General features: G+C 63.0%; 13 protein-coding genes. All 13 read right to left on the reverse strand.

What is annotated here, in order from left to right; genetic code table 11:
• Position 1 precedes the first annotated feature (1 nt).
• From BLV67_RS06480 to BLV67_RS06540, 13 genes are read right to left on the reverse strand one after another with little or no spacing between them, the layout of a single operon-like run.
• Positions 2-628 carry a cytochrome c oxidase subunit 3 gene (locus tag BLV67_RS06480; RefSeq protein WP_069787805.1) on the reverse strand — a complete coding sequence of 209 codons (627 nt, stop codon included), beginning with the start codon at positions 626-628 and terminating at the stop codon, positions 2-4.
• Entirely contained in the window at positions 615-2,213 is a 1,599-nt protein-coding gene (locus BLV67_RS06485) for a cytochrome c oxidase subunit I (RefSeq protein ID WP_069787806.1), read from the reverse strand. The genes BLV67_RS06480 and BLV67_RS06485 overlap by 14 nt, the downstream gene beginning before the upstream one ends.
• A complete protein-coding gene (gene coxB, locus BLV67_RS06490; protein ID WP_065946790.1) occupies positions 2,210-3,142 on the reverse strand; it encodes a cytochrome c oxidase subunit II in 933 nt (310 codons plus the stop codon). Before coxB ends, BLV67_RS06485 begins: the two co-directional genes overlap by 4 nt.
• Entirely contained in the window at positions 3,139-3,939 is an 801-nt protein-coding gene (locus BLV67_RS06495) for an SCO family protein (protein WP_069787807.1), read from the reverse strand. Before BLV67_RS06495 ends, coxB begins: the two co-directional genes overlap by 4 nt.
• Positions 3,929-4,279 (reverse strand): hypothetical protein, encoded by a 351-nt coding sequence (locus BLV67_RS06500; protein ID WP_069787808.1) that lies wholly within the window; start codon positions 4,277-4,279, stop codon positions 3,929-3,931. Before BLV67_RS06500 ends, BLV67_RS06495 begins: the two co-directional genes overlap by 11 nt.
• Positions 4,269-5,261, reverse strand: coding sequence for a hypothetical protein (locus BLV67_RS06505; protein WP_069787809.1), 993 nt, complete (start codon positions 5,259-5,261; stop codon positions 4,269-4,271). The genes BLV67_RS06500 and BLV67_RS06505 overlap by 11 nt, the downstream gene beginning before the upstream one ends.
• Positions 5,258-5,791 carry a c-type cytochrome gene (locus BLV67_RS06510; protein ID WP_069787810.1) on the reverse strand — a complete coding sequence of 178 codons (534 nt, stop codon included), beginning with the start codon at positions 5,789-5,791 and terminating at the stop codon, positions 5,258-5,260. The genes BLV67_RS06505 and BLV67_RS06510 overlap by 4 nt, the downstream gene beginning before the upstream one ends.
• Entirely contained in the window at positions 5,788-6,312 is a 525-nt protein-coding gene (locus BLV67_RS06515) for a DUF3341 domain-containing protein (protein ID WP_069787811.1), read from the reverse strand. Before BLV67_RS06515 ends, BLV67_RS06510 begins: the two co-directional genes overlap by 4 nt.
• Positions 6,305-7,669: an NrfD/PsrC family molybdoenzyme membrane anchor subunit gene (gene nrfD, locus BLV67_RS06520; RefSeq protein WP_069787812.1), complete on the reverse strand. Its 1,365-nt coding sequence runs from the start codon at positions 7,667-7,669 to the stop codon at positions 6,305-6,307. The genes BLV67_RS06515 and nrfD overlap by 8 nt, the downstream gene beginning before the upstream one ends.
• Positions 7,659-10,532 (reverse strand): TAT-variant-translocated molybdopterin oxidoreductase, encoded by a 2,874-nt coding sequence (locus tag BLV67_RS06525; RefSeq protein WP_069787813.1) that lies wholly within the window; start codon positions 10,530-10,532, stop codon positions 7,659-7,661. Before BLV67_RS06525 ends, nrfD begins: the two co-directional genes overlap by 11 nt.
• Positions 10,529-11,185 carry a cytochrome c3 family protein gene (locus BLV67_RS06530; protein WP_069787814.1) on the reverse strand — a complete coding sequence of 219 codons (657 nt, stop codon included), beginning with the start codon at positions 11,183-11,185 and terminating at the stop codon, positions 10,529-10,531. The genes BLV67_RS06525 and BLV67_RS06530 overlap by 4 nt, the downstream gene beginning before the upstream one ends.
• Before the next feature lie 59 nt (positions 11,186-11,244).
• Positions 11,245-13,038 (reverse strand): thiamine pyrophosphate-requiring protein, encoded by a 1,794-nt coding sequence (locus tag BLV67_RS06535; protein WP_069787815.1) that lies wholly within the window; start codon positions 13,036-13,038, stop codon positions 11,245-11,247.
• A 17-nt stretch (positions 13,039-13,055) separates the two neighbouring features.
• Positions 13,056-13,913: an SDR family oxidoreductase gene (locus BLV67_RS06540; protein ID WP_069787816.1), complete on the reverse strand. Its 858-nt coding sequence runs from the start codon at positions 13,911-13,913 to the stop codon at positions 13,056-13,058.
• Positions 13,914-14,033 lie beyond the last annotated feature (120 nt).

Genomic DNA, 14,033 nt, shown 5'->3' on the forward strand with positions numbered 1-14,033 from the left:
CTCAACGCCCCACCAGGTAGAGAGTGGGAAACAACAGGATCCAGATCCCGTCCACCAGGTGCCAATACAGGCTGATCATTTCCAGGCGCATCGCGCGCTGGTGAGGCGCCAACCGGTCGCGTTTCAACGCGCTGTACAGCCACAGGGCCAGGCCGACCGCGATCAACACATGCAGCCCGTGCAGCGCCGTGGCGATGAAGTACAGGTTCATGAACAACTGCGCCGACGGCGCCTGCCAGGTTGAGTGATCGGTAAAGCCGGGCAGCACGCCTTCGTGGATCTCCAGGCCGTATTCAACACCTTTGCAGCCCAGGAACAACACGCCCAATACGGCCGCACCCAGCAGACACCAGCCCACCCGGCGTGGCTCGCTGGCGGCCAGGGTCATCAACAAACTGCTGGTCAACAACAGGACTGTATTGCCCGTCGCCAACAGGTAATGCAGGCCCGCCACGGCCTCCGCCACCCCGTCCGGATGACGCAGCCGAAAGAACCACGCCACCATGATCAGGCTGCCGAACATCATCGCTTCGCTGGCCAGGAACAGCCACATGCCCAGGCGGGCGGCCTCGCGTTGCTGGGCCCAGGCCACGAACGGGTCGGCGGGCCTCTCGTCAGAGCGGATCACGGCGGGCCCCTGGGGAATAATCGTAGGCCTCGAAATCCACCGTCACCGGCGCTTCGAAGTTGTGCAGCGGCGGCGGCGAAGCCACGCGCCACTCCAGCCCGGCCGCCTCCCACGGATTGATCGGCGCCCGCTCGCCCCAGCGCAGGGAGCCGAGCAGGTAGAAAAATGGCAACACGTAGGCCAGCGCCAGGATCGAAGCCCCGGCGGACGACATCACGTTGAGGAACTGAAAGTCCGGATCGTAACTGTGATAGCGACGCGGCATGCCCAGGTAACCCAGGAGAAACTGCGGGAAAAACGTCAGGTTGAAGCCGCAGAAAATCAGGATCGCGGTGATCTTGCCCCACAGTTGCGAGTAAAGTCGGCCGGTGATCTTCGGCCACCAAAAATGCAAGGCCCCGAAGTACCCGGCCACGGCGGCGCCGACCATGATGTAGTGGAAGTGCGCGACCACAAAATAGGTGTCATGGGCATGCAGGTCGGCGGCCAGCAGCGCGAGGAACAGCCCGGTGACGCCGCCGACGATAAATAACCCGATAAACGTCAACGCAAACAGAAACGGCGCATGCAGGGTCAAGTCGCTTTTGTACAGCGTGGCACTCCAGTTATAGGCCTTGATCGCCGACGGAATCGCCACCAGAAAACTCAACAATGAGAACACCAGGCTGGCATACATCGACTGCCCGGCGACAAACATATGATGGCCCCACACTAGAAAGCCGATCACCGCAATCGCCACGCTGGACCAGGCGACAAAGCGGTAGCCGAAAATGCGCTTGTGCCCTGCCGCCGTGATCAACTCGCTGACCACCCCCATGGCCGGCAGAATCATGATGTACACCGCCGGGTGGCTGTAGAACCAGAACAGATGCTGGAACAGCAGCGGGTCGCCGCCCAATTTAGGGTCGAACACACCGATGTTGAACAGGTGCTCGGCGGCCACCAGCACCAGGGTGATCGCCAGCACGGGCGTGGCCAGCACCAGAATGATCGAGGTGGCGTACATAGACCAGATGAACAGCGGCAAGCGCATCCACGTCATGCCCGGCGCGCGCAGGGTATGCACGGTGGCGATGATATTGACGCCAGTGAAGATCGACGAAAACCCGGCAATGAATACGCCGCAGATCACCGCCACCACATGGCCGTTGCTGAACATCGTCGACAACGGCGTGTAGAAGGTCCAGCCGGTGTCCACCCCGCCGAGCAGCAGCGCCAGCAAGGTGAACAGGCCGCCACCCAGCAGCAAGTACCAACTGAACAGGTTCAGACGCGGAAAGGCCATGTCTTTGGCGCCGATCATGATCGGCACCAGGAAATTACCGAACACGCTCGGAATCGACGGAATCAGGAAAAACCACACCATGATCACCCCATGCAGGGTAAACGCGCGGTTGTAGCCATCGGCGGTGAGCAAATCCCCTTCCGGCGTGACCAGTTCAATGCGGATCAGGCTCGCCGCCAGCCCGCCGGCAAAGAAAAAGAAGGTCACGGTGAGCATGTACAGCACCGCAATACGTTTGTGATCGCGGGTCAGCAACCATGACCGCAGGCCCTGTGCATGCAAATAGCTGGGTTGGCTCATTGGTGTTTCTCCGCAAGTTCGCGCAGGTAAGCGACAAGCCGCTGCACCGCCTCTTCATCCAACAGATTGCTGTAGGTCGGCATGATCGGCAGGTAGCCGGCTACCAACTGTTTTTGCGGCAACAGGATGCTGTCGCGCAGGTAGGCTTCATCCGCTTTTACCTGACTGCCGTCGGCCAGTTGCACCGAACGGTTGAACACCCCGGCCAGCGGCGGCGCGTTGCCTGAGTCGTGGCAACTGGCGCAACCGTATTGGCGATACAGGGTCTCGCCCTGACGGGCAAGGTCAGCGCTGCTGCCGTTGTCTGCCAGCCAGTGCTCGTAATCGGCGGGGTTGAGCACCACCAGGCGCGCCAGCATTGCCGCGTGGTCGGTGCCGCAGTATTCGGCGCAATACACCTCGTAGGTGCCGCTGTGCTCGGCCTGGAACCACAACATGCTGTAGCGCCCCGGCAACACGTCTTGCTTGATACGCAGGCTGGGGAAAAACAGGCTGTGGATCACGTCCTCGGAAATCATGGTCAACTTCACCGGGCGCCGGGCCGGCACATGCAGGGTGTTGATCTCCCGCTGGCCACCCTGGTGCTGGAATTTCCACATCCATTGGCGCGCGGTGACCTGCACTTCCAGCGCATCCTCCGGCGGCGTGCGGGCGATGAAAAACAACCGCGCCGACAACAGGAAGACCACCAGCGAACCTATGAACGGCAAGATGATCCAGGCCAGCTCGATAGGCAGATTACTTTGCGGGCGATGGTCGCGGTCGGCGGGACGGCCGCGCCGATAGCGCCAGATAAACACCCAGAGCGCGACGAACACCGGCACCACGAACAGCGCCATCATGGCGGTGAAGCCGATCACCAGCCAATCGACCGATACTGCGTAATCCGAGGCTTGCGCCGGCCACAGGCGCAGAAAGTGTTCGTTCATCGCGCCTCCCTACGTTCGCGCCGCACCGCCCGCAAAATCAGCAGGCCGAGCACCAGCACCGTCGACACGTCTGCCACTTGCAGCAGCAGGATGATCCGGCTGCTGTAGGTGCCGCTCTGCGGGTCGTAGTGGTAGCACAGCAATAACAGTTGTTCCTTGATGGCCCCCAACTTGCCCTGCCCGGCCTCGGTCAATGCCAGGCGCAAGTCGCTGGGCTGATAGCCCAGGCCGTAGAGCCAGCGCGACAGGCGCCCGTCGCCCGTTACCACCGCAACTGCCGAGCTGTGGGCGTATTGCTGCTGTTGCGGGTCGAAGCGATAGCCGAAGCCGATCGAGTCCGCCAGGGCCTGGCTGGCCGACGCATCGCCAGTCAGCAGGTGCATACCAGGCTCGTCAGCCAGCGCTGGCCAGTGCTGGCTGAGCTTGGCCAACTCTTCCCGGGCGGCGCCCACGTCTTCGCGGGGGTCGAAACTGAAAGCGATCACCTGGAAGTCACGGCCCAGGCGATAAGGCTGGTTGGCCAGTTGGCTGAACAGTGTCGAAAGCGCCGCTCCGCAAACGTTCGGGCAACGGTAGTACAACGGCACCAGCAATGTGGGCTGGCCGTTGAGCAAGTCGCCCAGACGCACGGGGCGGCCCTGTTGGTCGGTGAAGCGACTGTCGAGCGCCAAGGGTCGGCCGACGTGGGCCGTGTCGATTCCGGCGGCGGTAAAGGGGTCGAATGGCTGCGCGGCGCCCGCTTGCGGCAGCCAACAGCACACCAATACGACGACCAGCAGCAGGCGCTCAATGCTCATCAGGCCATCCTCGCTCCAGCAGCAATTGCCGGGCCTGTGCCAAGGGCAGGTGCACGATGTGATGCTCACGGTCGACCCAGCCATAACTGTCCAGGTGCAGACGCTGGCGGGCCAGTTGCCGCTCACCCGCCTGCCGGGGATCAGCTTGTAGACGCGGCTCAGGGGGCAATAGGCGCTGGCGTTCCAGTGTGCTCATCGGCGGTTGTTGCACCTGTTGACGATAGCCGCTCAACAACCAGGCCACGCCGCCCAGGCTCAGGGCTATGGCCACACCCAGCAGCACCATTACCCGGGCGGCTTTTTTACCGTCAAAATCGTTGGGTTGGTATTCAGCGGTCATGACGCCTCCTTTGCCACTGCCGCCGCCACACGGCAAACAAGCCCGCGGCATACACCCCCTGGCACAGCACCGCGGTGAGGAGCATGCCAAGGGTCGCGTCGGGAAAAATCGACGGCAGGCTGATCCACATCGACTCGACAACCCCAAGCAACAAGATCGCCGCACAGCCCCACGTCAACACATTCATTCGCCCGCCCCATGGCGACGCGAGCACCACCAGGCACACCAGTTGCCCGGCGACCACCAGCGCCGTCAGTGCGCCCCACCCACCCGTCTGGCGCACGCGGTACCAGGCTGTTTCATGCGCCAGGTCCACCGACCAGATAATCAGGTACTGCATGAACTGCACGTAGATCCAGAACGCCAAGGCGCTTACCAGCAGACCGCGCAACAGCACACACTGGCTTGCGGGCAGCAGCACCACGTTCCAGCACAAGACACACAACCCGGCAAAGGCCAGGCCGTCGAGCAGTTGCCGGGCGATCAACAACAGGCCGAACACGCTGGAGACAAACCCCGCCTGCAACGACATGAGCCAGTCCACGGCGGCCAGGCTCGCCACCAGAGCGTACAGGATCAGCCCCGCCGCACTGCGCTTGCCCACCCAGCCGTGCACCACCCAGGCAAGCCCGCCGTACACCAGAGTACGTAGCACAAAAAACCACGGCGATAACCACAGGCCACGAAAGCCCGGGGCCGCCTGATCGAACCAGGGGTACACCCAGGGCATCGTGACGAGCACCGGCAACAGCATCGGGATGATCAGCAACACGGCGCTTGCACCCAAGCGACTGCCGGGATCCAGCAAAGGCTGCCAGCGACCGCTGACCAGAGGCGTCAGCAACGCAAGCAGCAGGCAACCCAGCGCGATATTGCTGCCATTGACCGCTGCCGCCAGGGTGCCCGCACCGACCCAGGCAGGCTGCCATACGCCGAGCACGGCAAGGCCGATGGCGGCAGCCAGCAACCACCACCGGCTCATTGGCCGGACTCCTCGAAGGCCTGGCGCACCGTCGGCGGCAGCGTTTGCAGGTCGGCGTGCTGGCTCAACTGCAGCACACGCAAGTGGGCGACAATCGCCCAGCGCTCATCGGGCTGAATGCGCGACGCGTAGCCGTACATCAAGCCTCGCCCGTCGGCAATCACCTGCATCAGTTGGTCATCGGAGGCGTTCAGCAACCGCGGTTCGATAAACGACGGCGGCGCCGGAAAACCACGACCCACCACCAGCCCATCGCCGAGCCCGCCCAGGCCATGGCACGGCGTGCAGAATGTTTGATAGCCCGCCTCGCCACGTGCCAGCAAGTCCGCACTCAGGGCCGGCCGTTGGCGCGCCAGCGCTTCACGTTGCAGATGCCCGCGCGCCACACTGCCGGCGGGAGGCTGGCGACTGCTGAGGCCATTGCCAAACAACGCGCCGGCGCGTTGTTCAAGCACCTTGGCCTGGCGTGACATGTCATCGCAGCCGCTGCACAGCAGCACCAGGCTCAATGCCCATGGCCAGGCATTCATGGCGCCACTTCCTGCACGCTCTGCGCGCGTTCGGCCAGCCAGGCGTGGGTCTGGTGCGCGTCGAACAACGGATCGCGCGCATCGATAAACAAGAAGAACCCATCGTCGCTTGCCGCTTCAAACCCCTCGACGCCGAACAACGGATGATGCAAGCGCGGCAGGCGACTGCACAGCAACAACGTCAACACCGCCGCCGTTGCTGCAAACACTACGGCGAACAAAAACGTCACCACTGCGAATGAAGGCAACGCCACCAAGGGGCGCCCGCCGATGTTCAAGGGATAGGCCCACACCGGACCGAGCTGCATCACCAGCGCCAGGACGACGCCCAGCCCGGCCCCCAGGCAGGCCATGCGCCCTACTCGCCTGGCGTCGACCGCCAGTACCGGCTCCAAGGCTTCCAGCGCAAACGGCGCGAAGGCATCCAGCCGCCGATAACCCAGGTCCCACGCGCTCACGGCGGCATCCACCAAGGGCTGGGGCGCCGGGAACCGCGCGAGTAAACCCAGGCACTCAGCCATCGCCGCGCTCCTGATGCAGCGCCTGCTTGACCTCGAACGCGGAAACCATCGGCACATAGCGCAGGAACAGGCTATAGGGCACCAGAAACACCCCGAAACTGCCGATAAACAGCGTCCAGTCCCACAGGGACGGCGTGTAATCGCCCCAGCTGGAAACCAGCAGATCACGCGTCTGCGGCGGGATCAGCAGCATGAAACGCTCGGCCCACATCCCCACCAGCACGGCCAGCGCCACCAGTGCCAATCGCGGCGGGCTTTGGCGCACGTTTCGCCACCAGAGCGCCTGGAGCACCCCGACATTGCAGACGATCGCCAACCAGAAACTCCAGGCATACGCGCCGCTGATGCGCGCAAGCAGTACCTCGATTTCATGGGCGTCGCCGCTGTAGAACGGCATGAACAGATCGACCAGATACCCGTAGATGGTCAGCCAGCCGGTCGCCAGCAACAGGCGCCCGAGCATGTCCAGATGGCGTGGGGTGATCAGGCTTTCGATACACAACATCCAGCGCACGGCAATCGCCAGCAGCGCCACCAGGGCGAATCCGGAAAACACCGCACCGGCCACGAAATAGGCGGAAAACAAGGTGGAGTGCCAACCGCTCTGGGTGCCCATGGTCAGCAAAAACGAATAGCCACTCGACACCGTAAACACCAGCGGTATCGCGAGGATCGCCAACACCCGCGTGGTGCGCCGCCACAGCGCCCAATGCCGCTGCGACCCACGCCAGCCGAGCGCCAGCAAGCCATAAACCACCTGGCGCAGCGGCGTGCTGGCCCGGTCACGAGCTGCGGCGAAATCCGGAATGGCGCCCACCATCAGGAACAGCACCGACACCGTGAGGTACGACAGGATCGCAAACATGTCCCAGGCCGTCGGGCTTTTGAATTGCGGCCATAACCCCATTTCATTCGGGTAGGGCATGGTCCAGTAGAACAGCCAGGGACGGCCCAGGTGCAGGATCGGGTACAGCGCGGCGCAGATCACCGCCATCAGCGTCATCAACTCTGCCAGCCGGTTGAGGGTATGCCGCCAGGGCCGCTCGATCAGCAACAGCAAGGCCGAGATAAACGTGCCCGCGTGGCCGATCCCCAGCCACCAGATGTAGTTGAGGATGCCAAAGCCCCAATGCACCGGCTGATTATTGCCCCACATGCCCACGCCATTGCCCAGCAGCACAGCGACCGAACCCAGGTACACCAGCAACAACACCAGGCCGACACCGAACATCCAGCGCCAGGCAACGCGCCGGGGGAACTGCTGCAATGGCCCGAACACCTGCCGCGACACCTGCTGGTCGCTCAAATCCTTTGGCAGGAAATGCCCGGTGGCGTGCAGCAGCGGCTCAGCCTTCATCGCCGGCGCCCTCCTCCTCGATGCGCGCCAGGTAACTGGTACGCGGCCGGGTGCCGAGGGCTTCCAGCAAGCGGTAATGGCGGGGATCGCGGCGCGCGAGACTGACAGCGCTGGCGGGCGCGTTGATGTCACCAAACTGGATGGCCTGGCTGGGGCAGGTTTGCTGGCAAGCGGTGACCACCGCAGAGGAGTCGAAATCATCGCCGTGTTGCTTGTTGTCCGTGCGGGCGTTGCTGATGCGTTGGATGCAGTACGTGCATTTCTCCATCACGCCGCGGGAGCGTACCGTCACCTCGGGGTTGCGTTGGGCCTGAATCGACGGCGCGGCGTCGGCGCTCCAGTCCAGCCAATTGAAACGCCGCACTTTGTACGGGCAGTAAGAGGCGCACGTGCGGGTGCCTATGCAGCGGTTGTAGACCATCTGGTTCAAGCCATCGCGGCTATGCACGGTGGCGTTGACCGGGCAGCCTGTTTCGCAGGGCGCCTGCTCGCAGTGCATGCAGGGCAATGGCTGGAAGCGCGAACGCGGGGCCTCCAACGGCCCCTGGTAATAATGGTCGATGCGCAGCCAGTGCATGCTGCGCCCCTGGGCGACCTGCTCGGCGCCGACCACGGCAATGTTGTTCTCGGCCTGGCAGGCCACCACACAGGCATTGCAGCCGGTGCACAGGTCCAGATCAATGACCATGCCCCACTGCGGGCCGCTGTCGTCCACCGGGCTGTAGAGCGACGCGGGAATGGCCTGGGTCGCGAGTTGTGGTTTGTCGCGTGAGACCACCCGGATGGGCGATTCTTGCGCTTGCGGCAACCGGTGATGTGACTGGGTGGCCGCCAAGGGAAAGTGCTCGCCGGTGCTTCGTAGGGAGGCACTGACGGAGAATTGCTCAGTGGGCCTCACCGCGTAACCCAGGCCATCACCGACGCGCCCGGCGTGGCTGCGACCGTAGCCGGTGTATAAGAAAATGACCTGGTCGGCCTGCCCGGGTTCAACCCAGGCGGGTCCGCGCACGGTCTGATCGGCCAGCGTCACCTCCACGCCGTCACCGTTGCTCACGCCCAACTGTTCGGCCAGGTGTGGCGAAAGCCCGATCACATTGCTCCAGGTCAGGGTGCTGATGGGCTTGGGCAATTCCTGCAGCCAGCCGGAGTTGGCGAAGCGCCCGTCCCACACGGTCGGGTCGGGACGGATGACGGCCTCTAATCCTTCGCCGACGTCGGCCGCCGCGAGGGCAATTGGCGTCATTTCCTCCACCTTGACTGGCGCTGGGGCCGGTTCAATCCAGCCATTGGCCAATGCCTCGCGCCATTGTTGCTGCGCGATATGCGCCCAGGTTGCGCGCACCAGCGCCAAGGCATCGGTCTCGGTTGAGTGCAGCAGCAAGTCGAGGACCTGATGCAGGGTGCGCGTCGAATACATCGGTTCGATCAGCGGCTGGACGATGCAGGCACTGCCGTCCGCCGCGCGGCTATCGCTCCAACCGTCCAGCGCATGATTGAGCGGCAGGTGCCAATGGCACAGCGCGGCGCTTTCGTCGTAGTAAAGCCCGGCATGCAAGCGAAATGGCACCTGGGGCAGCACATCTTGCAGGTAGGCATTTAGCACCGGGTTGCAGTCGAGTATCAGCAAATGGGTCACCGCTTCCTGGCTCAGTTGCGCAAGCGAACCCCACGATTGATTGGGCTCGTAACCCAATAACCTCGGCACCTGCCAGTCCAACGTTTGGCCTGCGTGCCCCAAGCGCTGGTTAAGCTGCATGACCTGCGCCTGCAACGCCTCGGATGCCTGCTGGCTAATACCGATCAGGCCGCGCCCCGGGTGGGCCTTGAGCGCAGCTGCGGCGTCCTGCACCCACTGCCGTTGCGCCGGGTTCAGGCGCGGCGTTCCGGGCAGGTCCTGGCCTAGCGCCTGGCTCAGCGCAAGCAGCAGGCCGGGCAACTGCGACGGTGCCGTGGGCAAGCGCGCGGTGGCGGCAGCGCCAGTGAGGCTCGGAACACTTTCAGCCACGAATACCAACGCGGCGCCCTCACCCTTCGCTGCCTGGCGGCGACGTTCAGCCCAGCCGCGCTGGAGCACCGTCTGATACGGACCGCTGCCCAGCGGGTCATACTCCAGGCACACCAGTACCTCGGCCTGTTCCAGGTGAACGTGCGCGGCCAATGGCTGACCGAACGCGCGTTCGCTGGCTCGCAGGGCGGCCGTCTCGGCAAAGGCTTCGCCATGGTACAGGCGCACCTCAGGCCAGCGTTGTTGCAGTTGGTCGAGCTGGCGCTTGAGGGTCGGTGAACTGCTGGCCCCACAGACGATGTGCAAGCCCTTGCCGCGAGCGCTGTCCAGCACCTGCTGCTCGTGGGCCAGCGCCGCGCGCACATCCGGCCAACTGGCTTCCCGACCTTTGAAACGCGGCGCCTGGGAACGGTCCGGATCATAGAGTTGCAGGATCGCCGCTTGAGTAAACGCATCGCAGGCGCCGCCCGACACGGGATGGTCCGGGTTGCCTTCAAGCTTGATCGGTCTGCCTGCAACGGTCTTGCCCAACACGGGCTGGGCAACACCGCCAAACGGGATGGCGGTGGCGTACCAGGCCGGCACGCCTGGCGTCAGATTGACCGGCTGACTGACCGCCGTCACTGCCTGTTCCGGGGTCTTGCCACAGGCGGCCAACCCCGCCATGGCGATGGACGCTGCCATCAACTGCAGGAAACGCCGTCGATCCATCAGCGGCGCCACACCTGCAAATTCCGCCTCTATCAGCGCTTGAGCGTCAGGGGACTCGGCAAGCGCCTCAAGCCCGCGCCAATAGGCCTGCCCTTCAAGTCCGGCCAGTTGTTCACGCACAACGGAGAAGTCCAGCGGCTTACTCATCGGTGGCACGTCCCGCAGTCGGTAAGGCCCCGGGTATCGATGTGCCGCGCGATCATCAGGCGCTCACCCAATTGGCGACGGTCCTCGGAAGGTTTCCACTGCATATTGGTGACCTGCTCCAGGGAACGCAGATGGGGCGCCGGGTCACGGTGACAGGCCAGGCACTGGCCCATGTTCAGCGGTTGCGCCTTGAACATCAGTTGCATGCGGTCGACCTGACCATGGCATTCACTGCAGCCGACGCCGGCGTTCACATGGACGCCGTGATGAAAATACACGTAGTCCGGCAGCTTGGCGATGCGTTGCCAATGCAGGGGCTCAAGCTCACGCAGGCTCTTGCGCAACGGCTCCAGCACATCGGCATGTGTCCATACCTGGGAATGACAACTCATGCAGGTTTCGGTGGGTGGCAGGCTGGCCATCGCGGAGGACTGCACCGCGCTGTGGCAATAACGGCAGTCGATCTTGAGTTCGCCCGCGTGGTGGGCATGGCTGAAGGGCAATGGCTGCTCGACCACCCAGTTACGGCCGGTGCGGTAGTCGGTGCTGTCCAGAGTCAACGCCACTAGCAAACCTCCCGAGAGCCCGGCGATCAGCAGCAACAGTCCTACGCGCAGCCAGGTATCGGCCGAGCGCCTGAAAATCTGCGTCATTGCCGGATTCTCATGTGCATGTCCTTAACGCTTTGGCTGCGCGGGTGCGCAAGCGTTCGTTATTTTTTTGCGCCTCCTGGCAGAACGCTGGCCAACACTTGCTTGGCGGTTTGCACAATCACCCCGGCTTCATCCGGGTCGCCTTTGAGCAACGTGGTGGCGAACTTTTTGGCCTGTTCCAGCTTGATATGCGGGGGAAGTGGCGGCACGTTGGGGTCGGTCTTGAACTCGATCAGCACCGGTACATCCGAGGCCAACGCCTGTTCCCAGGCCGCAGCCACATCTTCCTCGCGATCGACGAAAATCCCCTTCAGCCCCAGCGAAATCGCAAACAGGTGATACGGCACGTCAGGAATAGTTTGCGAAGCCTTAAACTTGGGGTCGCCTTCCATCACGCGCTGCTCCCAAGTGACCTGGTTCAGGTCTTCATTGTTGAACACCGCACAGATCCAGTTAGGGCTCTGCCACTGCCGCCAGTATTTGGCCACGGTGATAAGTTCGGCCATGTTGTTCATCTGCATCGCGCCGTCGCCCACCAGCGCGATCACGGTGTTCTGCGGCTGCGCAAACTTGGCGGCGATGGCGTACGGCACGGCAGCCCCCATGGACGCCAAGCCACCGGACAGGGAACATTGAATGCCACGGCGGATCTTCAAGTCGCGGGCATACCAGTTGGCACAGGAGCCGGAATCGCTGGTGATGATGGAGTGGTCGGGCAGGCGTGGAGACAGCTCGTAGACCACGCGTTGCGGGTTGATCGGTTTGGCTTTTACCAGGGCGCGTTTCTCCAGGGTTTTCTCCCAGCTAGCACACCAACCCTCGACCTTTTTGCGCCATTTACGCTGAGTCTTGTGGGTGAGCAACGGCAACAACGCAGCCAGGGTCTCGGCGGCATCGCCCACCAGATTCACCTCCATGGGATAACGCAGGCTTAACATGTCGGGTTGCAGGTCAATCTGCACCCCACGGGCCTGGCCTTCCTTGGGCAGGAACTCTGAGTAAGGAAAACCCGAGCCGATCATCAACAAGGTGTCGCATTCGGTCATCAGCTTGTAGCTGGGCTCGGTGCCCAACAGGCCGATGCTGCCGGTAACCCAGGGCAAATCGTCAGGGACTGCAGCCTTGCCGAGTAACGCCTTGGCCACCCCGGCGCCAAGCGCTTCGGCGACGGCGATGACTTCATCGGTGGCCGCCAGCGCCCCTGCGCCGACGAGAATCGCAACTTTCTCACCGGCATTCAGCACGTCTGCGGCGCGCTGTAGATCCGCCTCATACGGCACCACTCGCGGCTTTGAATAACCCACCCCCGAGTGCACTGTGCCGTGGGCCCTGACGGGCGGTTCGTAGGTCGCCTCCTGCAAATCGTTGGGCAGGATGATCGCCGTCACTCGGCGCTCACCGACCGCGGTGCGTACGGCCCGGTCCACCAAGTGACGCACCTGGGATGGCACCGTAGCCTGCTGCACAAATGCCCCTGCCACATCCTTGAACATCGACACCAGGTCCAGCTCCTGCTGGTAATGCCCCCCAAGCGCCGCCCGCGCCTGCTGCCCGACAATCGCCAGCACCGGCATATGGTCCATTCGCGCGTCATAGAGCCCGGTGATCAGGTGCGAGGCTCCTGGCCCTGAAGTCGCGATACAAACGCCCAGCTCTCCCGTAAATTTGGCGTGGGCCGACGCCATGAACGCGGCCATTTCCTCATGACGGGCCTGAATGAATTCGATCTTGCCCTGCGCCCGGCTCAACGCGCCGAATACACCATTGATACCGTCACCCGGATAACCAAAGATTCGGGTAACGCCCCATTGGCTGAGCCGCTCAACCAGAAAGTCGCCTACTGTCGTCGTCATCGAATGCCTCGCTTCATTCAAAGAATGGGTTTGCCACCTGTTACGCCGTAGCGTTCACCGGAGATATAACTGCCCTCATCCGACGCCAGCAGCACGTAAATGGGCGAGACTTCGACTGGCTGCCCGGGGCGTCCCAGCGGTGTATTTCCACCAAAGTTCTTGACGGACTCCTCGGTCATCGTCGATACGATCAATGGCGTCCAGATTGGCCCGGGCGCCACACTGTTGACGCGAATACCGCGCTTGCCGAGCATCTGCGCCAGGCCAGCAGTGAAGTTGGCGATCGCGCCTTTGCTCGCCGCATACGGCAACAGCGTTGGGTTGGGCGCATCGGAATTGACCGAGCTGGTGTTGATGATCGAACTGCCTTCGGCCATGTGCGGCAGCGCTGCCTTGCAGATGCGAAACATCGCGGTGACGTTGACGTTAAAGGTCTTTAGCCAATCCTCGTCAGGGATGTCTTCCAGACTGTCGTAGGTCATCTGGAACGCCGCGTTATTGACCAGCACATCGATGCGTCCGAACTTCTCCACGGTGTCAGCGACGATCGCCGTGCACTGATCCGCGTTGCCCAGGTCACCGGGTAGCAACAGGCATTGACGACCCGCCGCCTCGACCCACCGCGCGGTTTCCTTGGCGTCTTCATGCTCATCCAGATAGGAGACCGCCACGTCCGCGCCTTCGCGTGCAAAGGCGATGGCCACCGCACGCCCGATGCCGCTGTCGGCCCCGGTGATCAAGGCTACTTTGTTGGCGAGTCGACCCGAGCCTTTGTAGGTCTGCTCACCGCAATCGGGCATTGGATCCATCTTGCGCTGTTGACCGGGTACGGGCTGCTCTTGCGCCTTGAAAGGTGGTTTTGGGTAACTGTTCATCGGTCTCCCTCCTGGCTGTGATTACTTTTGCGAGGGTTGGCCGGGAAGGTAAGTTCAGACGGATTTTGAAAAAATCAGATAACCGTTCAGGCGCACGAGCGCCATTCTTCGATCCGAATA

It is taken from the genome of Pseudomonas salomonii (assembly GCF_900107155.1).
GTDB classification, from domain to species: domain Bacteria; phylum Pseudomonadota; class Gammaproteobacteria; order Pseudomonadales; family Pseudomonadaceae; genus Aquipseudomonas; species Aquipseudomonas salomonii.

Bases quoted from the DNA above. Each gene is read 5' to 3' on its own strand.
- BLV67_RS06485 (WP_069787806.1), bottom strand. From the start codon at position 2,213: ATGAGCCAACCCAGCTATTTGCATGCACAGGGCCTGCGGTCATGGTTG.
- coxB (WP_065946790.1), bottom strand. From the start codon at position 3,142: ATGAACGAACACTTTCTGCGCCTGTGGCCGGCGCAAGCCTCGGATTAC.
- BLV67_RS06495 (WP_069787807.1), bottom strand. From the start codon at position 3,939: ATGAGCATTGAGCGCCTGCTGCTGGTCGTCGTATTGGTGTGCTGTTGG.
- BLV67_RS06500 (WP_069787808.1), bottom strand. From the start codon at position 4,279: ATGACCGCTGAATACCAACCCAACGATTTTGACGGTAAAAAAGCCGCC.
- BLV67_RS06505 (WP_069787809.1), bottom strand. From the start codon at position 5,261: ATGAGCCGGTGGTGGTTGCTGGCTGCCGCCATCGGCCTTGCCGTGCTC.
- BLV67_RS06510 (WP_069787810.1), bottom strand. From the start codon at position 5,791: ATGAATGCCTGGCCATGGGCATTGAGCCTGGTGCTGCTGTGCAGCGGC.
- BLV67_RS06515 (WP_069787811.1), bottom strand. From the start codon at position 6,312: ATGGCTGAGTGCCTGGGTTTACTCGCGCGGTTCCCGGCGCCCCAGCCC.
- nrfD (WP_069787812.1), bottom strand. From the start codon at position 7,669: ATGAAGGCTGAGCCGCTGCTGCACGCCACCGGGCATTTCCTGCCAAAG.
- BLV67_RS06525 (WP_069787813.1), bottom strand. From the start codon at position 10,532: ATGAGTAAGCCGCTGGACTTCTCCGTTGTGCGTGAACAACTGGCCGGA.
- BLV67_RS06530 (WP_069787814.1), bottom strand. From the start codon at position 11,185: ATGACGCAGATTTTCAGGCGCTCGGCCGATACCTGGCTGCGCGTAGGA.
- BLV67_RS06535 (WP_069787815.1), bottom strand. From the start codon at position 13,038: ATGACGACGACAGTAGGCGACTTTCTGGTTGAGCGGCTCAGCCAATGG.
- BLV67_RS06540 (WP_069787816.1), bottom strand. From the start codon at position 13,913: ATGAACAGTTACCCAAAACCACCTTTCAAGGCGCAAGAGCAGCCCGTA.